22 protein-coding genes are annotated in these 18,680 nt (G+C 42.5%); 7 read left to right on the top strand and 15 right to left on the bottom strand.

What is annotated here, in order from left to right; genetic code table 11:
* Positions 1 to 138: 138 nt before the first annotated feature.
* The 4 genes from PseudUWO310_RS23490 to PseudUWO310_RS01060 are packed head-to-tail and all read right to left on the bottom strand — an operon-like array spanning position 139 to position 4,278.
* Complete coding sequence (locus tag PseudUWO310_RS23490) at positions 139 to 267, bottom strand: hypothetical protein (RefSeq protein ID WP_263363364.1); 129 nt, start codon at positions 265 to 267, stop codon at positions 139 to 141.
* A gap of 18 nt (positions 268 to 285) precedes the next feature.
* Positions 286 to 1,635, bottom strand: a complete 1,350-nt coding sequence (locus tag PseudUWO310_RS01070) for a DUF1802 family protein (protein WP_142598297.1) — start codon at positions 1,633 to 1,635, stop codon at positions 286 to 288.
* Positions 1,636 to 1,659: 24 nt separating this feature from the next.
* A complete protein-coding gene (locus PseudUWO310_RS01065; protein ID WP_142598295.1) occupies positions 1,660 to 3,588 on the bottom strand; it encodes an ATP-binding protein in 1,929 nt (642 codons plus the stop codon).
* Between the two features lie 57 nt (positions 3,589 to 3,645).
* The gene (locus PseudUWO310_RS01060) at positions 3,646 to 4,278 is read right to left on the bottom strand and encodes a hypothetical protein (protein ID WP_142598293.1); all 633 of its coding nucleotides are present in this window, start codon (positions 4,276 to 4,278) and stop codon (positions 3,646 to 3,648) included.
* Between the two features lie 681 nt (positions 4,279 to 4,959).
* On the opposite strand from PseudUWO310_RS01060, the gene PseudUWO310_RS22660 reads away from it, so the two are divergent.
* The 4 genes from PseudUWO310_RS22660 to PseudUWO310_RS01045 all read left to right on the top strand — a co-directional run bounded on the left by PseudUWO310_RS22660 (position 4,960) and on the right by PseudUWO310_RS01045 (position 8,195).
* Positions 4,960 to 5,106 (top strand): hypothetical protein, encoded by a 147-nt coding sequence (locus PseudUWO310_RS22660; RefSeq protein WP_190315862.1) that lies wholly within the window; start codon positions 4,960 to 4,962, stop codon positions 5,104 to 5,106.
* A gap of 31 nt (positions 5,107 to 5,137) precedes the next feature.
* Entirely contained in the window at positions 5,138 to 6,148 is a 1,011-nt protein-coding gene (locus PseudUWO310_RS01055) for an agmatine deiminase family protein (protein ID WP_142598291.1), read from the top strand.
* Between the two features lie 126 nt (positions 6,149 to 6,274).
* Entirely contained in the window at positions 6,275 to 7,354 is a 1,080-nt protein-coding gene (locus PseudUWO310_RS01050) for a 50S ribosomal protein L11 methyltransferase (RefSeq protein ID WP_223805485.1), read from the top strand.
* A gap of 613 nt (positions 7,355 to 7,967) precedes the next feature.
* A complete protein-coding gene (locus tag PseudUWO310_RS01045) occupies positions 7,968 to 8,195 on the top strand; it encodes a hypothetical protein (RefSeq protein ID WP_009628967.1) in 228 nt (75 codons plus the stop codon).
* Between the two features lie 49 nt (positions 8,196 to 8,244).
* Here the strand turns inward: PseudUWO310_RS01045 and PseudUWO310_RS01040 are convergent, their stop codons facing one another.
* The 3 genes from PseudUWO310_RS01040 to PseudUWO310_RS01030 form a co-directional block, all read right to left on the bottom strand.
* Positions 8,245 to 8,595 carry a hypothetical protein gene (locus PseudUWO310_RS01040; RefSeq protein ID WP_055076662.1) on the bottom strand — a complete coding sequence of 117 codons (351 nt, stop codon included), beginning with the start codon at positions 8,593 to 8,595 and terminating at the stop codon, positions 8,245 to 8,247.
* Positions 8,596 to 8,815: 220 nt separating this feature from the next.
* A complete protein-coding gene (locus tag PseudUWO310_RS01035) occupies positions 8,816 to 10,435 on the bottom strand; it encodes an SPOR domain-containing protein (RefSeq protein WP_142598289.1) in 1,620 nt (539 codons plus the stop codon).
* Positions 10,436 to 10,445: 10 nt separating this feature from the next.
* Positions 10,446 to 11,066: an RNA polymerase sigma factor gene (locus PseudUWO310_RS01030; protein WP_055076679.1), complete on the bottom strand. Its 621-nt coding sequence runs from the start codon at positions 11,064 to 11,066 to the stop codon at positions 10,446 to 10,448.
* A gap of 335 nt (positions 11,067 to 11,401) precedes the next feature.
* Here PseudUWO310_RS01030 and PseudUWO310_RS01025 point away from each other — a divergent pair, with 335 nt between their 5' ends.
* The 3 genes from PseudUWO310_RS01025 to PseudUWO310_RS01015 all read left to right on the top strand — a co-directional run bounded on the left by PseudUWO310_RS01025 (position 11,402) and on the right by PseudUWO310_RS01015 (position 12,786).
* Positions 11,402 to 11,653, top strand: a complete 252-nt coding sequence (locus PseudUWO310_RS01025) for a hypothetical protein (RefSeq protein ID WP_142598287.1) — start codon at positions 11,402 to 11,404, stop codon at positions 11,651 to 11,653.
* Positions 11,634 to 11,987, top strand: coding sequence for a type II toxin-antitoxin system PemK/MazF family toxin (locus tag PseudUWO310_RS01020; protein ID WP_009629393.1), 354 nt, complete (start codon positions 11,634 to 11,636; stop codon positions 11,985 to 11,987). The genes PseudUWO310_RS01025 and PseudUWO310_RS01020 overlap by 20 nt, the downstream gene beginning before the upstream one ends.
* A 121-nt stretch (positions 11,988 to 12,108) precedes the next feature.
* Positions 12,109 to 12,786: a C40 family peptidase gene (locus tag PseudUWO310_RS01015; RefSeq protein WP_142598285.1), complete on the top strand. Its 678-nt coding sequence runs from the start codon at positions 12,109 to 12,111 to the stop codon at positions 12,784 to 12,786.
* On the opposite strand, the gene PseudUWO310_RS01010 is transcribed toward PseudUWO310_RS01015, so the two are convergent.
* The 8 genes from PseudUWO310_RS01010 to PseudUWO310_RS00970 all read right to left on the bottom strand — a co-directional run bounded on the left by PseudUWO310_RS01010 (position 12,763) and on the right by PseudUWO310_RS00970 (position 18,678).
* Positions 12,763 to 13,659 (bottom strand): class II fructose-bisphosphate aldolase, encoded by an 897-nt coding sequence (locus tag PseudUWO310_RS01010; protein WP_142598283.1) that lies wholly within the window; start codon positions 13,657 to 13,659, stop codon positions 12,763 to 12,765. The genes PseudUWO310_RS01015 and PseudUWO310_RS01010 overlap by 24 nt on opposite strands.
* A 59-nt stretch (positions 13,660 to 13,718) precedes the next feature.
* The gene (locus PseudUWO310_RS01005; protein WP_142598281.1) at positions 13,719 to 14,048 is read right to left on the bottom strand and encodes a hypothetical protein; all 330 of its coding nucleotides are present in this window, start codon (positions 14,046 to 14,048) and stop codon (positions 13,719 to 13,721) included.
* Positions 14,049 to 14,089: 41 nt separating this feature from the next.
* Entirely contained in the window at positions 14,090 to 14,290 is a 201-nt protein-coding gene (locus tag PseudUWO310_RS01000; protein ID WP_142598279.1) for a hypothetical protein, read from the bottom strand.
* Positions 14,291 to 14,487: 197 nt separating this feature from the next.
* The gene (locus PseudUWO310_RS00995) at positions 14,488 to 16,143 is read right to left on the bottom strand and encodes a restriction endonuclease subunit S (protein WP_142598277.1); all 1,656 of its coding nucleotides are present in this window, start codon (positions 16,141 to 16,143) and stop codon (positions 14,488 to 14,490) included.
* Entirely contained in the window at positions 16,143 to 16,463 is a 321-nt protein-coding gene (locus PseudUWO310_RS00990) for a type II toxin-antitoxin system RelE/ParE family toxin (RefSeq protein ID WP_142598275.1), read from the bottom strand. The genes PseudUWO310_RS00995 and PseudUWO310_RS00990 overlap by 1 nt, the downstream gene beginning before the upstream one ends.
* On the bottom strand, positions 16,456 to 16,719 hold the full coding sequence (locus PseudUWO310_RS00985; RefSeq protein ID WP_142598273.1) for a type II toxin-antitoxin system ParD family antitoxin: 264 nt from the start codon (positions 16,717 to 16,719) through the stop codon (positions 16,456 to 16,458). Before PseudUWO310_RS00985 ends, PseudUWO310_RS00990 begins: the two co-directional genes overlap by 8 nt.
* Before the next feature lie 198 nt (positions 16,720 to 16,917).
* Positions 16,918 to 17,193: a hypothetical protein gene (locus tag PseudUWO310_RS00975; protein ID WP_223805483.1), complete on the bottom strand. Its 276-nt coding sequence runs from the start codon at positions 17,191 to 17,193 to the stop codon at positions 16,918 to 16,920.
* 60 nt (positions 17,194 to 17,253) lie between these two features.
* Positions 17,254 to 18,678 (bottom strand): class I SAM-dependent DNA methyltransferase, encoded by a 1,425-nt coding sequence (locus PseudUWO310_RS00970; RefSeq protein WP_190315861.1) that lies wholly within the window; start codon positions 18,676 to 18,678, stop codon positions 17,254 to 17,256.
* Positions 18,679 to 18,680 lie beyond the last annotated feature (2 nt).

Raw genomic sequence — 18,680 nt, 5'->3', positions numbered from 1 at the left:
TACCACTCTGACCCATCCCGAACTCAGTTGTGAAACGCTGTCACGGTGAAGATACTTTAGGGGTAGCCCTACGGGAAAATAGCTCGATGCCAAGCTCAATCTTAAAAAGCAAGAGAGACGATGAAAGGTTAACTTTCATCATCTCTCTTGCTTTTTGCCTCTTTCCTCTTTCTTCTTTTTATACCAAAGCTCAAAATGGCGTAGCCATTTTGAGCTTTGAAAATCTTTACTAGGTTTATTTTTTAATTCATTGAACTGTTGTCTCACTTTCGTGAATTGGTATTATTACCCATTTTTGAGTGGTAAGTCTCGTAAGTAGTAAAAACGATCGCCTTTTCCAGCATCACCCTTATCTCTTCCTAAATATCCCGCCAATGGTGAAGAAAGCTCAATTAAAATATCAGGAAGTTCATTGTCTTCTAAAGATTTTGGATAGTTTGAAGCGTCAAAAACGCCCGAAAGATAATCAATTCCAACCTTTCTGTTAGCTTTTTTAACCAAATTGACAATATGTGATCGCAGTTTGAGGTCATCTTCAACTTTTTGAATATATTCATCAATCTTGTCGTCAATTTGCCCTGCTTGCAAATATTCCTTGAGTTTAAATAAATCAATTGCACCATCATATTTAGCTTTGAATTCAACGAGTTTTTGTAATGTCATAGTTTTTATAATGCTTACTTTCCATTTGGTTGAAAATGTGATTACGTCAGGAGTTGGCTTGCCAGAACCAATAATTATTTTTTTTGATTCTTTAAACTCCGACTCAGTTTTTAATCTGGTCATTCCAATTCGCATTATTTCTTCAGTTGTACCTTTTGGAATGCTTTTCCCAGCTTTACACTCACCAATAAGGAGATAAGGTTCAGAACAGCATAGATCTAAGCCTCCTGCACCTCCCTTATGAGCTTTGTCTATGGTAAAACCAAGAAACTCTAAACTTCTTTTAACAATATTTTCAAAATCAGTGCCAGCTTTAACTGTACTTTTTTTGTCCTCTCCTTCAATACTCCGATCGCCTAATGTTGAAATTGTTTTAATCCAACTTAAACTGTTATTTGTCTGGTTTTCCTCATCTATAACTTCCTGAGACTCTACAGTTAATAGGTTAGGATTAATCCTCAAAAAATCTTCATCATCTAAAGCAGTATCTAAAAATTGATTGGAAACAATTGATAATTCTAAATCCTTTGATTGATCTTGAATTTGTTGAAATTGTTTATCATCAAGAATAGGAATCTTCTCGGAAATGATAATTGTTTCAGGTAAAGGGACAAAATTCCCTGTGGATTGTTGCTGAACTTGAATTGGATTGGGTAGTTTATAAACGCGCAAAACTAATAAAAATATGCTTGCACGTTGTTGAAAGATTGATTCTAATTCTTCGATAGACAATGCTGTTAGCTGTGAAAGTTCTGATATACCAAAAGTAATATCAATATTTTCACAGCTTTTGCATTCTGCCCAAAGATCGACAGTTACTAAATCTGAATTTTCAAATTGTAAATCAGGATAGAGAGCAAATGATCTGTCGATCGCAAGAAATGTTTTAGAAAAAGCGCCAACGATCGCACCACTTCTTAAAGCATCTAAATTTGTTGCTGAAATGCGTAAACCGTTGACGAGGGAAATCATAAGATTTTCTAAAAAATGTTTTGTCTACTCAAGGAAGCTATCAATATCAATATTGACTTCATCAGTAATATCAATAAAAGTTGGTTTTACATCATCACTTTCGTTCTCAATTCCTGTCTCAGTTTCAGTATCATCATCAGAAATCACAGTTGCTGGGTTACTTAAGATGTCTTTAATCAAGAGATTATTGAAAGCAATTTGTGAGTCTGTAATAAAAGCTAGAATGGCATCCTCACTAACACCATAAACTTCTCGCTTGTCACATACAGTGCGAATTGCGATGAGTGGTTTTACATGATCAGCAATTAGATGGATATATTCACCACCTAGTTCATCAACTAACTTAGCTCGTAGAGTATGGGCTTCCCATCTTTTATTAATCTTTCTATCTTCAGAACGAATCACGCAACCACGAGTAAGCTTAAACTGGTCATACCATGTCAGCCTTTGCATCCTTGATCCAACGGTCATCCCATGAGTATGTTGAATTACACCAACACCAATCACTTCTTCTTTTCCGTTATCAGTTGCAATAATCTTAAATTGAATTGAGCCTCTATTCAATCCAAGCGGCTTAACTTGATTAGTGACATCTTGGATGAAAATATTCCCAATTGTTTGCCCCTTTAGTGTTGTAAATCCAAGATAAAGAGATCTAGCAATGAGATCGCTATCATCCAAGAAATCTTCATTGATTTGAGCAAGTTCTCTGTCATAGGCTTTTTGAATTATATCTTTTTTGTTTAAAGGTGGTGCTGAAATCGCAAAGTTATCACGACACCATTTCAACAATGCTCTGATAGTCGGCTTTTCACTTCCTAATGATCTCAATTTCTCTTCTTCAAAGGGAAATACAGGATTTGGTGGTACAAGGTTGTGAGATTGATAAAAATCTTGAAGCCAGAGATCTACAACATTAACAACAGATTCTCCATCTGCATACTTTAGTTCAATTGGTTCTAAATACTTTGAAGAGAATCTATCTCTTAGTCCACCAGCATCATTTGCTGATGCACCTTTTAACAGATCCCTCCAAACAGCAGGAGGTATTACTGACAAAATAACTACTCCTTTTGTCACATCAGACTGTTCAATTGCATCAAATAAATCTTTGACTAGTCCACCAACTACTTGAGACTTAAAATAGCCAGCTTCATTTACTTCTAGCCCTTCTAGCTCATCAAAACACACAAGAATAGGATTATAGTCAGATGCTATGCTGATAATTTGTAGTGCTGCACTCAGTGCATCTGCCTCCAAAAGTTTGATTTCCTTTGTTGGGTTGGGCAAACCTAGTTCTTTTGCCTTTGCATCAGATAGCTCTTTTCCTGCAAGCCATTTAATTGCAAAAGGTGCATGAGCTGCACTTCCTAGTGTCCAAATAATCGCTCTAACAATATCAGGATCACCAATTTTTGGCTTTACTTTAAGAATTGCATTAGTGAGTTGATCAATTAGATTACGGTTATTTACCAATGCTTGGGGTAGCTTATTGACTAGCTCTAATGCAGGTCTTTTGTTAGCAACAACTTGATTCACCATTGCGGCAGCTAATTCTTGCCATTGGGTAACGCCATGTCCATTAGACTGCTTAAAACTGTCCGCGAGAATCTGGCGAAATTGGTAATGAATCAAATTCAAGTCACCATATTTGTTGGCGTAGACGAAAAAAGCTTTGTTGTCTGCTTGTAAGCCTCGGCGAATTCGTCTAATCAAATGACTTTTACCAACTCCAATTTCAGCACTAAAGGCAAGTGAAGTTACTTTGGGCTTGCCAGAACGAACTTGTTCAACTGTTTCAAATACTGCATCAGAAGCATGAGCGTTTAAGGTCATTAGATCAGGAAAACTGCCATTCCAAATATCTTGCCCTGTTATAATTGGCGGCACATCGAACGGATTATTTTTGTTAATGACCTCATAAAGTTCATCAAAAGATGATGCTGTAGACATTACAAACCTCTTCAAATTATTTTTTAAATTTAGTTAAATCAACATAGCGAAATACTTTTATAGAAGCTTGGCGTAGTAACGTAATCCACCAAGTTCTGTAGTAATCGAATCTTGTTCCTTGTCTGGTGTAAGGTCTGTAACCCTACCTGTAATAAACTGAAAAATCTCTTTTGACTGAAGCTCTAGCATCCAGTCGTTAAACTGCGATCGCGTTACTCGCTCACCGATCGCTCGTCTAATCCGATAAATAGGCACAAGGTTATCAAAGTTGTAATCACGATTTAGTTGATCATAGGTTTCTAAAGCCACAACCTTAAACTCATCATAGGAAGAGATTTTGGGTACAGACTCAACAGACTGACCCTGATTTTGAAGAACCAACTGCAAAGCCGTAGTCGCTAAGCGACTGCCCACCGATGCCCCTTCAAACTGAAAATCAGGCGATCGCAAACCCTCAACTAAATTTTGAAAACCCTTATCCGACAACGAATACTTTTCAGTACGCTTCTGCTTAGATACGGTGATCTCTCCCCTCTCGATCAAGGACTGCAAAGCATTTTTATAAGCAGTCGCCTTGTCCTTCTCTTTACTAGCATAACGTAATAGTTTCCCCATATTTACTACGCCTTGACCTTCACCCAAATCCCATAGATTTAGAAGCAAACGAATCTCAGTATTATTTATAGACATCTTTATTTACTCTTGATAGATTTTAAGGACTATTTCCTAGCAATTTTCAGGAATTTAAGCAACACCAGACCGAAAAAACACTACACCCACTTTTTTTAGGATAATACCTTTATGTGCTTTTTTCTGAATTTTCAAAGATTGAATTATTTGCAAAATAACGGTTAAAAACTAATAAGTACCTCAGCGTAATTAAAATCCAGAGCTAAAATCTGCGGCGCACGCTGCGCGTGTGCCGCAGGTTTTAGGGTTTTATATTTAATTATGCCCATTCACTTATTTATAGATTTTTATCTATATTTATCTCAAACAATCTCCTCGACTATTATTGCAAAGTTTATTATTTCCAGAATGTCTATGGTGTAAGTAGCTAGGCATATAGCTATCGCCAGATGTACTAGGACATAAACCCCAAGAATTGACTGGCGGCGCTTCGCGCCGCCAGTCAATTCTTGGGGTTTGATTTGTCCTAATTCAAGTGACTGTAGCTATAAATAAACAACTTATACCAATTCACGAAAGTGTGGCAACACTTTCGTGAATTAAAAACCAAACCCAGTAAGGGTTTGCAAAACACAAAATGGCGTAGCCATTTTGTGTTTTGGTATTAAAACCTAGAAGAGCATACTGCCCGCTGCGCGGGCGGTATGCTCTCTGGTTTTTGTTTTTACTTATGCCGATAGATTGACAAACCCCAAAGATGAGTGGTGGCGCGAAGCGCCGCCACTCATCTTTGGGGGTTTGCCTCTGACGTTGTTTGCGATCGCCTTAAATATTCCCAAACAGCCCAAAACAGTCCAAAATAAAGGTAGGATTTCGATGGATTATTAACAACATTTCGTCGCTCAATACCGCAACCGTCATGGAAACCCCCAAAAACTTGGGCTACACCCAGCCAGCCGAATGGCAACCCCATAGCGCCTGTTGGTTAGCCTTTCCCAGCCATCGTGACCTGTGGTTAGAAGCTCTGGATATAGTTCAAGCCGAATTTGTCGCCCTCGCTAAAGCGATCGCGCGATCGGAGCCGCTAGAAATCCTCGTCCTCGAAGAAACTGCCGCCCTTGCCAAAGAACTATTAGCTGGGTTGCCCGTTCGCTTTCACCAGATTCCCTTTGGTGATATCTGGATGCGCGATATTACGCCGATCTATATCAAAAGTGCGGCAGGGAAACTAGGGGCTTTGCATTTTCAATGGAATGGCTGGGGTGGTAAATACATGCTGGAACATGACGATCGCGTAGCCGATCGGATTCTCCAAACTCTCGATCTGCCAAAATTTGAATTTGATTGGGTCTTAGAAGGCGGTGCGATCGAGGTTGATGGGGAAGGAACTTGTCTTACTACTAAGCAATGCTTGCTTAACCCGAACCGCAATCCACAGATGGATCATACCGCGATCGAGGAGGGCTTAAAAAATGCCTTGGGAGTAGAAAAGATTCTCTGGATTGAAGAAGGATTGCTCAACGATCATACCGATGGACATATCGACACGATCGCGCGTTTTATTGCACCCCATACGGTCATGTGTATGCAGCCCACTGAGGACGATCCCAATTATCAAGTTCTTCAGGATATTGCCGCCCAATTGGAAGAGATGACCGATGCTAAGGGACGTAAGTTGAATGTCATCAAGATTCCATCGCCAAATCTAGTCCTAGATGATGAAGGCGAAATCATGCCTGCCAGCTATCTGAATTTCTATATCTCTAACGATAGTGTGATTGTTCCCACCTACGGCTCGGTCAATGACGAAATAGCAGTTCAGGAAATTGCTAAGCATTTTCCTACCCGTCAAGCGATCGGACTTTCCGCCAAACATATTCTCTTAGGCGGTGGCGCGTTCCATTGCATCACTTGCCATCAGCCTATGTAAAACCAAGTTAAGAAATGGCTACGCCATTAACCAGAGAGCAGACTGCCCGCTGCGCGGGCAGTCTGCTCTCTGGTTTTGGTTTTTAATTATGCCGAACTACTTACTATGTTTAGTTTTTAAAAAACTATGGAGGAAGAGAAGGTTGGCACTTCGCGCCAACCTTCTCTTCCTTCGTTTTTGATAATGCAATGCGATCGCAGTTGCGATAACATCATTGAGAAAATTGATATTTGTGATGGCAGTATGGCTTGGATCGAACTTACTCTTGATACTACCAATGAAGGCTTAGATTGGGTTTGTACCTTACTCGCCAACGCGATCGCGGCTGAAGATCTGCATATTTACGAATCTAGCGATCACAGTAAAAAATGGACATTTACAATCCAAATGTATTTACTTGAAGATGCCCAAATCCATCAACGTATCGATGCGATCGTCGATCTTCTCAAGCCCTTGCATCGAACTGGCATGACTGACGAACCACAAATCTTTATCGTCGAACAGAGATCGACTAAAGAAGAATCATTCCCCAATTTGGCAAATTCTTTAATTAGAAGAATTGGCGATCGCTTTGTTGTGCTAGCGGCTGACTCAACCTATCAAGCAAGTAATCCGCAGGAAATTGTGCTTCGCCTTCAAAACAGCCTTGCCTTTGGTAGTGGATTGCACCCCGCCACAATTCTCAGTTTGCGATTGCTAGAGCGTCACGTTAAGCCTTCTCTTTATGCGCTGGATCTGGGTTCAGGGTCGGGGATTCTCAGCGTAGCGATCGCCAAACTTGGCGCAAAGGCGATCGCGATCGATAACGATCCTGTGGCGGTTGCAGCTACGCAAGATGCCTTACAACGCAACCACGTTACGGATCGGGTGACGGCAATGTGTGCCAGCCTCGGTAGCGCTAGCCAGTTAGGACATTGGATGGGTGGTCATGCTGTTGCCGTCCCTGCGATCGCGCCCGACCAAAAGTTCGATCTGATCGTGGCAAATATCTTGGCGCGGGTGCATATTTCCCTTGCCGATGAATTTTATAAAACCTTACGTTCCACTCCCGACCATGAGGGAATTTTAATTACCGCAGGCTATACCAGCGATCGTCTTGAAGATGTGACTAACGCGATGCTTGCCGCAGGTTTCTCCTTAGGCGATCGCGAACAGATTGATGAATGGATAGGGCTATCTTTCCGAAAACCCTGTACCAACTGCTGACTTGGGTAGCCCAATCTCTAATTGTAAGTAGCTAGGCATAAGTAAACTTATAGCTACAGTCACTTGAATGAGGACAAATCAAACTCCAAGAATTGAGTGGCGGCGCGAAGCGCCGCCACTCAATTCTTCCTAATACACTTGGCGACAGCTATAAAACCTAGAAGAGCATACCGCCTGCGCAGCGAGCGGTATGCTCTCTGGTTTTGGTTTTTAATTATGCCGAACTACTTAACAAATTTTCAAATATCGCTCAAACCAAAATAGAGAAAGAAAAGCGATAATGGAAACAATTTACTCTATGCAAATAGAATTATAGCTAGTAGCGATTGTTACTAATTAAACTCATGCCTTGACTAGACTAAATACCAGTCTAGTCCGCTTCGTTAAGGTTGGCTGAGCGAAGTTGGAGCCACAGGTACTTGAGTACTTTAATTAATAGCAAGTCCCTAACAACAATTCACTAATGAATTCACTAAGGTAAGTGGCTGGGCATAATTAAAACCCAGAATCACAATCTGTAGCGCACGCGCAGCATTCGCTACAGCGTTATTTTGGGAACTATTGTTGAAGTTGTTGTTGGGATTGTCACATCACAAAGAGGAGTTAAGGAAATATGTTGTATACCCCTTTGATCGGTTTTACTTTGTTTATCATCCTGTTTCTCGGAGCAGCCTTTACCCTCAGCTACTTCTGGTGGGCAGATCGTTACAAGACTCCAGAAGTAATTGCGGCGGAAGTGATGCAATTCTCAGAGCAAGTTACCAATGCGTTGTCCGTATTTGCTGTGGGAATGCTTGCCTTTGGCATTATGCTGATATTTCTTAATTTCTCAGTCAAATAGATGAGGATGGGGGCGGCGCAAAGCGCCGCCCCCATCCTCATTCCCATCACTAGAGAATTCCGACTGCGCCACCTAGCAATATACTCATCACTGCGATCGCTATGGGATGGATCGCTAAGGCCCAAATACGGGGGATTTTAATTCCTTCACATAGGGGAAAGACTAAGTAGGCGATCGCCACATTCACCCCCAAAAAGCAGAAGGCCCATAGCGGAATTAATCTCAAATTAAAACCTGCTAAGACAATCCACACTAATATATTGGCGATCGCCACAAGGCTCACCCCTTGCACCCAAGCTTTGCCTGAATCAATCGGGCGATCGGGTGACATCCATACTAGACCCATCCAAGTGAGAGCGGCAAGGAAGCCACAGGCGATCGCATCGTAAAAAAAGTGCATATATTTTTGCGTCTCGCTAATAACTGCGTTCGTTGTGTAGAAGTATTGGCTCACTTCAGTGAATTGATACTAAGTAGTTAGATAAGTAAACTTAAAACCTAGAAGAGCGTACCGCCCGCGTAGCGGGCGGTACGCTCTCTGGTTTTGGTTTTTAATTACGTTGAACTACTTACTAGGTTTTTCAAGTTAAGAAATGGCGTAGCCATTTCTTAACTTGGTATCACTCAATTCTGGCAGGAATTCCCTGACGGCGCAATTGCTCAATTCTCTGTTGAGCCGCATTGGGGTCGCGATAGGAACCAACCTGTACCTGTCCGTCGCTAGGGCGTACATAGGCATCGCGTTCCACTTGTTGAGCGCTAGCGGCATAACTATTTTCGACAACTACGCGATAGCTATTGGATGAGGTTGGCGCATTGGGAGTGCCCGATGATATTGGTGCAGCATACTTCACCGCAGTATTATTGCGCGGCGTAACATAAACTGTAGTATTTGGGACTGTAGTATTTGGGACTGTAGTATTTGAAACAGTAGTATTTGGAACAGTAGGTGCGGCGGCAGTATTAGTCTTAGGGACATTCGACCTTGAGGAAGATTTCGGGGCAGGTGGGGTATAGGTCGGTGCAGAGCTATTGGTTCGGGCGGGTGGATTGTAGCTATTTTCGAGTGGCGCTAACACCGAAGGTAAGGGGGCAATCGAACTGGAAGATAGGTTTGCGGATGGGACGGTACGTAGGGGTGTACTAGGGACAAAACTAGTATTTGGCACAAATAAACTTGATGATTTCGCGGATGAGTTAGTTAACGGATTCTTGGGAGCATTAGTTAAGGGCTTATTTTTGGTCAAGCTATCAATCGTGCGATCGGCTGTAGTCTTATCCCCTGCAAAGGGCACAAAACTTAAGGAATCATTTGCCTTTTGCTGATTTTGCAGATTGATATCGCTGCCTAAGTCTTCTTTCTTCGTTTCGACTTGGGCATTTTTAGGGCGTGCCTCAGGTTTGAAAAGCTTGACCACCCCAGATGGATCGACCATTAAATAGCCGATCGCTGCACTCGAACAGAGCAATAATAATAGGGAGATAATCCCTACAGGATTCATTAAGCTGCGGAATGCACTTTTTTCTTGTGGGGAATGGGGAATGGCATAGGCTGATTCCTGCTCGGCTGCTTCTTGGTAGTAATCAGCATAGTCATTGGCAAAACTTTGCAGAATATCATCATCATCGGGTACGGGCAATTTTGCCATCGTGGGCGAGTCTAGCCCGTTTGTCGTGCCAAACCCGTTAATACCTTGAACGTCAGCTATGTTTTGAGCTTGATTTTGAGCTTGATTTCGAGCATGATTTTGTGGCTCTAAGCCATCTGTGTCGTAGTCATTATGGAGGTGTTCGAGGTTTTGCAGAGTCTCTAAACCTTTAAAATTATATAGCTCAGCCTTGTCTAGATTGATATTAACTGCTGGGGAGCCCGTCCCTAGGGCTGGCATGACTGGCATTTGGATCGTGCGTGGGCGATCGCTAGGGTTATTATCTCCAATGGGGGCGAGTGGAGAAAGCGCATCGGATAGACTCGGCGATGTCCAGATCGATTGGGTGGAGACAGTACGAGGTCTAAAGGGATTGAGATAGGAGATGGTCTGTCCGTTTGCTATCCAATGGCGATAACGATCTAGCTCATCATTGAGGTTCGCATCCAAACCAGCCAAGGCGGTTTGTAAGACTGAAGCTTGAGCGATCGCTGGCAAAAAATCATTTTCTGCTTCCGCGACCCTTGAGCTGTTTGCTTTGGAAATGGTGGGAGAAATGGTGGGGGAGATGGTGGGACTCAATGTTTGCATAATCTTTACCTCAGGCAGTAACGGGGGTTTGAGCTAGGTAAATGTCTCGGATATCTTCGGGAAGGGCTTCTTCTAAGGCATGGTAAGCCTTGACTAGAAGTTGTTTAACATCACTAGCTGAGATGTTTTCACCTTCAGCATGTAAGTAAGCCGCGATGCGCGTGTGGCTCCACTGAAAAGTTTGAGACAATAATAGTATCAGACGGAGGTTACCAGCCATTTGATTCAGGGCTTGATTGAGGTAACACCAAAATACGGGTGGCGTATCCTTGAGCGAATATTGAATGTCTTCGACAGGAGGTACTTCAGCACGATTAATCATCATGGCTGCAATATTAATCAGCCAGCTTTGCAAGGACAGACGGGGGGTAGTTACCCGCAGGTCTAGCACTCGCATCTCGTGATAGATATATTCCCAAGTCTTTACAAATAAGTAGTCTGACTGTACTGGCGATCGCGTTGCCGTGCCAATCAGGGTATACAGCACCTGTCCATAACGACAAAAAATTGCCGCAAAATACTGACCCTCTTCAGGATGTCTTTGAAATAGTGTCACGAGTTCGCGATCGCTTTTCTGAAACAGAGCTTGAATCTTGGGATGATGAATTTCGGGGAGGGGGGGAAGCTGCACGGTCACGGCTATCGCTAGCTCACTTTTTAAGTTTTCAAATTTGATGCACACATACTAGCAGCAAAGTATGATAATGCAACCCGTAGTTCGTACTAATTCAATAAGTAGCTAAGAATTCAGACAGCATACCGCCCGCGTAGCGGGCGGTATGCTCTTCTAGGTTTTAGCTACTTACATTTTCAATACAGTTTGCGTTTGATCGTTGAGATTTTGGTATTTTATAGATGTCACTTTAAGAACTGATGGGCGACGCGCCGCCCATCAATTCTTGGGTTTTGACCTGTCCTAAGTCAAGGGACTGTAGCTATACAAACTAAATTTACAGAGAAGTTTTTATGCTCGCAAGCTTTGAAGGTTTATACCACAACGGACAGATCGAGATTGCCGATCTCCCCACAGGCATATCTGACGGTACTAGAGTGATTGTGACTTTTCTGAAGTCTAGCGGTGACATTGACTTAGCCTCTCTGGATATTAGTAAGTCCCAAGCACATATTTTGCGATCGAGTCTGATGACCTTTGCTGAGGAGTGGGATAGTCCCGAAATGAGCATCTACGATAACTACCATGCAGCAAAAAAATATTAAGCGTGGTGACGTAGTTCTGCTAGTTTTTCCTAATTCCGATTTGAGTACGGCAAAGATTAGACCTGCGGCGATCGTGCAAGCTAATAATCTCCAAACAGGGCTGCCACAGGTAATCGTGGCGATGATTACTAGTCGTGTGGTCAGAAGTATGCATCCTAGTCGGATCTTGATTCCCCTAAATACTCTCTCTGGTAAGCAATCGGGTTTATTGACGGATTCTGTGGTTATGACTGACAATCTCACCACTGTAAATATTTCGGCTATTTACAGTACGATCGGCTTCCTTCCTACCCTAGAAATCGATCGCGCTTTAAAACATACTCTGGGAATATAAGTACCTCAGCATAATTAAAATAATTAAAATCCAGATCTAAAACCTGCGGCGCAGGCTGCGCGTGCGCCGCAGGTTTTAGGGTTTTATAGCTATATTTAGAAGAATACAGGGGAATAGCGCTATGCTCTATCGCAGTTTGGTTGACCTGAATATTTATGATTCGCCAAGACTCGATCGCCTTGCGACGCAGATGGCTAAAGGTCGATATTTGCAAGTGATCGCTTCCGAGGCAAACTTTTTAAAAATTCAGTTACTCGAAGATGGTTATGAGGGATTGCTAGATCTTGAGGATCTAGAAAATTTGGAGCCAAGTAATTTTCAGGATTATATTGCCAACTTGCCGCCAGATTTAAGTGCTGAAGAAATAGGCGATCGCCTACCCGCAGTAATTAATTTTATCCAAACCGCGATGGCAACACCCAATGAATATCTTTGGGGTGGTACGGTTGCGCCAAATTATGACTGTTCGGGTTTAATGCAGGCTGCTTTTGCGGCGAGCGGAGTTTGGATTCCTCGCGATGCCTATCAGCAAGAAGCCTTTGGCGATCGCCTTGCTTGGGATGAAATTCAAGTTGGTGATCTGATCTTTTTTGGCAGTCCCATCAAGGCAACCCATGTGGGTATTTATATTGGTAATGGCGAATATATCCATAGTTCGGGCAAGGAGCATGGGCATAATGGCATTGCTGTTAGTGCGATCGCAGGGCAGGATCGCGTTTCCCAATGGTATGCCAGTCAGTTACGGGGTGTTGCCAGAATTACGAGGTGCTATCGTCTAGACGTGAGCCTGCCCTGCTAGCATTGCGGCATAGGGATTGTCATGTAAATGGGCTTTGCCAACGGAACCAAAAAGTTCGAGTTTATCGATAATTACCTCTTGCATGGCGGCGATCGCTTCTCCTGCGATCTCTAATAAATCCTTGGGACTATCTCCACAGATTTCCAGCTTGAGGGCTTGCATATAGGCTTGGCGTACTTCTGTATTGACGTTAAATTTACAGACTCCCAACTGAATCGATCGCTGGATCATCGCCGCAGGTAATCCTGACGCGCCATGCAAAACTAAGGGAATATCGATCAGGCTGCGAATTTTTTCGAGACGGTCAAAGTCTAAACGGGGTGGGCTTTTATATTCACCATGGACATTGCCGATCGTCACAGCGAGGGCATCGACTTTAGTTTGATTCACAAATTCTACAGCTTGGATAGGATCGGTCATTTTGGCTTCTTTTTCGGCGATCGTTAATCCATCTTCTGTTCCACTGATTCTGCCAATTTCCGCTTCGACCACTGCATGGAATTTATGGGAGAGTGCGGTCATTTCTCTAGTAAATTCTAAATTCTTCGCATAGGTCATGGGAGAGCCATCTGCCATAATCGATCGCACGCCTGCATCTAGGGCTAAGCGAATATCGCTAGCGGAAGTGCTGTGATCGAGGTGAATGGCGATCGGTACATTTGCCGATTTGGCGGATTCGAGGCAGAGTTTGACTAGGGGAAGTTTGCCATAGATGAGAGCGCTGGGATGTAGTTGCAGCATGGCGGGACTGCGACTGATTTCGGCGGCGTTGACTACGGCTTTTACGCCTTCTAAGTTGTAAATGTTAAAGGCTCCGATCGCATAGGAGTTGCGGCGGGCGGTTTCTAGAAGTTCTTTAGTCGAACTTAGCATGGTGGCTTGGGTTTAAAACGGTTGATCAGTAGGTCGAAGCTTGCTGATCATAATCTTTTTTAGGCTTGTTTGCGGTTGAGCATTTCTATGAGTAGTCGGATGCTTTCGGCTTGGGTTTGGGCTGAGATGGCGTAGCGTTCTGCGGTGGAGTTTTGTTGTTTAGTTACTTCTTTGATTTGATAAATTTCGTCTTTAATATCTACTACGTCATTGGCGACGACATCGCGACGGGTGTAAAGATGCTCTACGAGGTTATTAATATTGCTATTGGTGGAGCGTAATTCTTGCCTTAAGGATTGAGATTCTTCGGTGAGAGTTTGTACGGACTGAGCTAAGGATAGTAAAGCTGTCTCGATTTGGCTTAGTTTGTTGGTAATTTCTGATGTCATTTTGATTTCCCTTTGCGGATAACGTAGTAAAAGGTAAAAATTTAGGCTTGTTTGCGGTTAAGCATTTCTATGAGTAGTCGGATACTTTCGGCTTGTTGGGCTGCGACCTCTGCTTGTTGTTCGGCTACGATCGCTTGACGTTCGACTGTTGCGGAAATGCGATCGCCTTGTCGATTCATGCCATCAATCAAAGTGTCTACTTTTTCGGCAAAGCGATCGAGCTTTTCATCTGTACAAGTCATTTGTTTGTGCTTGTAATGAGCTTATAAAGATTATATCTAAGAACCAATTTAAGAATTGTCTAGATCCCCCCCAGCCCCCCTTAAAAAGGGGGGAGAATTAATTCTTCCCCCTTTTTAAGGGGGATTGAGGGGGATCTTTTAGAATTTTGAGTACTCGAAAGTAATTCTTAAATAGATTCTAGTCAGTCTAGCTGGTTTCAAATTTGGCTCAAGACTTTACGGATACCTGACTCTAGTAGTTTTTGTCGATTTGTTTCTGCTTCCTTGAGCTTTGCTTCCAATCCATCACAAAGTCTCATCATTTCCTCAACTTTCGCAACAATGCGTTTTTGTTCGTTGAGTGGAGGAAGTGGAATAATTGAGTTTTTTAGTTTTGTTCCATTAAAGTTAGCTTGTCCACATTGTTGCGTTATTTCTGGAGCAATTTGAGTTTGACGATAAAAATTAGAGTTCATGGCAAGGTTGACAAACTCAGGGCTAATATCCTCTAAAAATAGGGCTATACGAATTAAATAAGATGCAAAAGTATATTTATTGTTTTCACCTCGATACAATCCTGTTTTGCCAACTAACTCAGCGCTATTAGTTCGGTTAAACAGCAAGTCACCATTTTGTAAATACAGTTTTGGTAAGTCGTCTATTGAATCGGAAAGATATTTTAAATTCTCAAATACAATTTTTCCATTACGAATATTGTTCATCCTTAGTACGGGAACAGCATCTATAAATTCATCTGCTTTATGAGATGTACCATACTCTATCGCTTTAGAAAGACTACCAATCCTTGTCCAAGACCAATTTTGGGGTAAGTTCAAGTACATTAATTGGCGATCAATATCAAATAGTTGTTTTTCCTTCTTATCCTTTTTGTTTTTAACCCTTTGCAACAAGATAGAAGCTGGTTCATCGTTAGGATCTTGTTTTACGAGTTTGCCCATTACGGCTAATTGGAGAATTGTTTGGCGGAGTTGGGAGACATTTTCGGGGAGGCTGTAGAGCAGATCGAAATTGTCGCGGACTTTTTGCCAGCGATCGCTAAATTCGTCAGTAGTTTTTGCGGTGGTTAGTTGGGTTAAGGCGACACGATTGAGGTTTATGCAGGTTTCGCGGCGTTGTTGCTGTTGCTTCTCTAAGCGATCGCACCACTCCATCAATTTATCAACTTTCTCCGCAATCCTCTTCTGTTCATTAAGCGGAGGAAAAGCTATTGGAATAGAGTTCATTTTTGACTGACTCATTTTAGGTTGAGCAGTACCTGTTAAAAATGGCTTTAAATCAATTGCATTAATAAAAACCTCTAGATATTTCAGACAATCTATAGAAATACTATCTATTACATGAGCATGATTATTAACCCAATATTTACCATAAGCAAGAAATGCAATTTTGGTGGATCGGTTAACGAGATTTGCTCCATCTTCACCTATTAAAAGTAATGGCTTATCAAAAATATAATCATCAAATTTATCAATTATCCCAGAAGCTCCATAATAATCATATACTCCTTGATGATTCTCTCTAATAGATTTTTCAATAGGAATCCTCTCTTCATCTCGGCAAATAGAAACCTGACTAAACCTAGCCCATTGCCAAGCATAAGGAATTTTAAATGGAATTTCTATATCCGTAAGCAATGCTGGAGGCTCAATGTTTTTAGTGCGTCTTTTCTTTATTGAATCTTTAACAGATTGAATCTTTTTAATTAAAATAGAAGCAGGTTCATCATTTGGATCTTGAGAGACAAGCTTACCGCGCACAGCCAACTGCAAAATCAACTCACGCAACTTCGGCACAGCATTAGGCGCATCCGCAAGAATCTCAAATTGTTTAAAAAAAGTATCAGCAACAGTCATTAATCATCCTCCTCAAAAATCACCTCCAGATCTTGAGCCGCATGAATCACTCTCACGACTTCAATTTGTTCATCACTTATCAAATAGAAAATCAAATATTTTCTAAATCCTTTTACTGCCCATTGTCGTAAATCACCAAATCTAGAATGATTGGACGAATATCGCTTACCCATATTAGGCATTTGTGCCAAATGAGCAAAAGTCTGTCTCGCCGCATCAAAAAATTTCAGAGCAACCTCTGAATTGTGTTCAGCAAAGTATTCAAAAATATTTTGTAAATCGCTTACAGCACTTGGCTTGACAAGAATCTTTTTAGCCATTCTTTGCCTTTTGCTGAAGCTTATCCACAAGACGAGATCGCATCTGATCCCATAGCTCATCAGTCATCTCTACCGATTCACCACTATTCAACCCCTCCAATAACATCGCATCTAACTTTTCTTGTGCAACGCGCTTTTGCTCTTGGCGAATTAAATAGCGCAGGTACTCACTAACCGTGCTGTAACTACCAGCCTGAATTTGCTCCTGAATAAAATCTCGCATTGCATCAGGCAAAGAGACGTTAAGAGTTGTCATAACTGCAAACCTCCCACTAAATGAATTGGCAATTAGACTAATAACACTTTATCGCTTTAACAAAAATTGTCAAATTTTGTCATCTTTATCAACACCGTCCCCATCTAACCTCGACGCAACACAATCGGCTGATGTGTCACCTTATGTAAGGCGATCGCATCCTCAGTCAACGCCACCAAATCATATTCTTGAATTTCATTATTCAACAATGTCACCCGTCATCAAATCTTTCCACTCAGTATTATTTTCATAATGTTCTACCATCGCCTCAGCCTGCATACTCAAAACCTTTTGACGCTCAGCGATCGGCAGTTTCAAAAAAGCATAGCGATCGCTCAGCGTAAGAGAAGATTGTAAAGTTTCAGGAATTACTAGAATCACCTCAATCGTTTGCCCAATTGGTAAATCAGGCGTTTCAATCTCAAGGCGATTGCCATCTAAAACAGTTGCAGTTATGTAACGAGTATTTTTCATAATGCTTTATTTATCCACCTCCTAGCTATAGTACTCCGTCAGATCAATCTACACCAACCGCTAACTTAATGACTCCATAAGCTCCTGCTTCAAAGCATTTCTCGTCTCGCTCAAACCCGCCATCAACGACGCATAATCCGCTAACAGATCCTCAAAATCCCCATGATTAACCTCCGCCGCATGGGGATTCTTGATATCAAGATTGTAATTATTAGCCCGAATCTCATCAATGCTTACCCGCCAAGCTAGCTCATTTTCCATGCGATCGCCCCACCAAGACTTTTCGCGATCGAACTCACTAATATGAATCGGCTTCGTTTTGTTATAGGACTTCACACCCTGCGGATAGGGATGCTCATAATACCAAATCTCCTGAGTTGGCTCACCCTTTGTAAAAAATAGCAAATTTGTCTTAATGCCCGTATAGGGATTAAATACCCCATTCGGCAAGCGGACGATCGTATGTAAATTGCAATCCTCTAACAACTTTTCCTTAATCCTTGTCTTCACACCCTCACCAAAGAGCGTCCCATCGGGCAGCACCACTGCCCCGCGTCCGCCATCCTTGAGCAAATGCATAATCAACACCAAAAACAAATCCGCAGTCTCGCGAGTCCGCAACGCCGTAGGGAAATTACTCTCAATCCCATCCTCCTCCATGCCGCCAAAGGGTGGATTGGTGATGATGATATCTACGCGATCGCGATTGCTGTAATCGAGCAACGGACGGGATAGCGTATTGTCATGCTCTAACCTTGGCAAATCGAGATCATGCAAAATCAAATTGGTAATGCAAAGGTGATAGGGCAGAGGCTTTTTCTCCACACCACGCACTGTCTCGCGCAAAGTCACCACATCATCCGCCGATTGTGACTGCTGGCGCAAATGCTCCAAGGCACAGGTCAAAAAGCCACCCGTCCCACAGGCAGGATCGAGCACCACCTCTCCCAACTGCGGATTCACCATATCCACAATAAATTGCGTCACCGCACGGGGCGTATAGTATTCACCCGCATTACCCGCCCCCTGCAAATCCTTTAATAATTTTTCGTAAATATCGCCAAACTGATGCCGATCCTGCTGCTTATTAAAATCGATCGCATTCAGCTTATTGATCACCTGACGGATCAGCGTGCCATTTTTCATATAGTTATTGGCATCCTCAAACACGCGCCCCACCATGCGCCCCCGTTCATCCGCCTTCGCCACTAACCCCTTCAAGGTCGGAAACAACTGGCGATCGATAAAATCTAATAATTCACTGCCCGTAATCCCACCTTCAGCGATCGCCCAAGTCCGCCAACGCAAAGCTTCAGGAATTGGCGATTTATAATCATCATCCAGTTCCAATTCTTCTTCCCGCGCATCAAACACCTTCAAAAAGATCATCCACACCAACTGGCTCAAGCGCTGTGCGTCCCCATCCACACCCGCATCCTTCCGCATGATGTCTTGAATTGCTTTAACAGTAGTACTTATAGACATTA

The organism is Pseudanabaena sp. UWO310, assembly GCF_006861605.1.
GTDB lineage: Bacteria > Cyanobacteriota > Cyanobacteriia > Pseudanabaenales > Pseudanabaenaceae > Pseudanabaena.
Note: the sequence above shows the minus strand (reverse complement) of the source record. Positions and strands in the feature narration are given on the sequence as shown.

Bases quoted from the DNA above. Each gene is read 5' to 3' on its own strand.
- PseudUWO310_RS01050 (WP_223805485.1), top strand. From the start codon at position 6,275: ATGGAGGAAGAGAAGGTTGGCACTTCGCGCCAACCTTCTCTTCCTTCG.
- PseudUWO310_RS01020 (WP_009629393.1), top strand. From the start codon at position 11,634: ATGCAGCAAAAAAATATTAAGCGTGGTGACGTAGTTCTGCTAGTTTTT.
- PseudUWO310_RS01005 (WP_142598281.1), bottom strand. From the start codon at position 14,048: ATGACATCAGAAATTACCAACAAACTAAGCCAAATCGAGACAGCTTTA.
- PseudUWO310_RS01010 (WP_142598283.1), bottom strand. From the start codon at position 13,659: ATGCTAAGTTCGACTAAAGAACTTCTAGAAACCGCCCGCCGCAACTCC.
- PseudUWO310_RS01035 (WP_142598289.1), bottom strand. From the start codon at position 10,435: ATGCAAACATTGAGTCCCACCATCTCCCCCACCATTTCTCCCACCATT.
- PseudUWO310_RS00995 (WP_142598277.1), bottom strand. From the start codon at position 16,143: ATGACTGTTGCTGATACTTTTTTTAAACAATTTGAGATTCTTGCGGAT.
- PseudUWO310_RS01065 (WP_142598295.1), bottom strand. From the start codon at position 3,588: ATGTCTACAGCATCATCTTTTGATGAACTTTATGAGGTCATTAACAAA.
- PseudUWO310_RS00975 (WP_223805483.1), bottom strand. From the start codon at position 17,193: ATGAAAAATACTCGTTACATAACTGCAACTGTTTTAGATGGCAATCGC.
- PseudUWO310_RS01070 (WP_142598297.1), bottom strand. From the start codon at position 1,635: ATGATTTCCCTCGTCAACGGTTTACGCATTTCAGCAACAAATTTAGAT.
- PseudUWO310_RS00970 (WP_190315861.1), bottom strand. From the start codon at position 18,678: ATGTCTATAAGTACTACTGTTAAAGCAATTCAAGACATCATGCGGAAG.
- PseudUWO310_RS01060 (WP_142598293.1), bottom strand. From the start codon at position 4,278: ATGTCTATAAATAATACTGAGATTCGTTTGCTTCTAAATCTATGGGAT.
- PseudUWO310_RS00990 (WP_142598275.1), bottom strand. From the start codon at position 16,463: ATGGCTAAAAAGATTCTTGTCAAGCCAAGTGCTGTAAGCGATTTACAA.
- PseudUWO310_RS01025 (WP_142598287.1), top strand. From the start codon at position 11,402: ATGCTCGCAAGCTTTGAAGGTTTATACCACAACGGACAGATCGAGATT.
- PseudUWO310_RS01055 (WP_142598291.1), top strand. From the start codon at position 5,138: ATGGAAACCCCCAAAAACTTGGGCTACACCCAGCCAGCCGAATGGCAA.
- PseudUWO310_RS01000 (WP_142598279.1), bottom strand. From the start codon at position 14,290: ATGACTTGTACAGATGAAAAGCTCGATCGCTTTGCCGAAAAAGTAGAC.
- PseudUWO310_RS01015 (WP_142598285.1), top strand. From the start codon at position 12,109: ATGCTCTATCGCAGTTTGGTTGACCTGAATATTTATGATTCGCCAAGA.
- PseudUWO310_RS01040 (WP_055076662.1), bottom strand. From the start codon at position 8,595: ATGCACTTTTTTTACGATGCGATCGCCTGTGGCTTCCTTGCCGCTCTC.
- PseudUWO310_RS00985 (WP_142598273.1), bottom strand. From the start codon at position 16,719: ATGACAACTCTTAACGTCTCTTTGCCTGATGCAATGCGAGATTTTATT.
- PseudUWO310_RS01045 (WP_009628967.1), top strand. From the start codon at position 7,968: ATGTTGTATACCCCTTTGATCGGTTTTACTTTGTTTATCATCCTGTTT.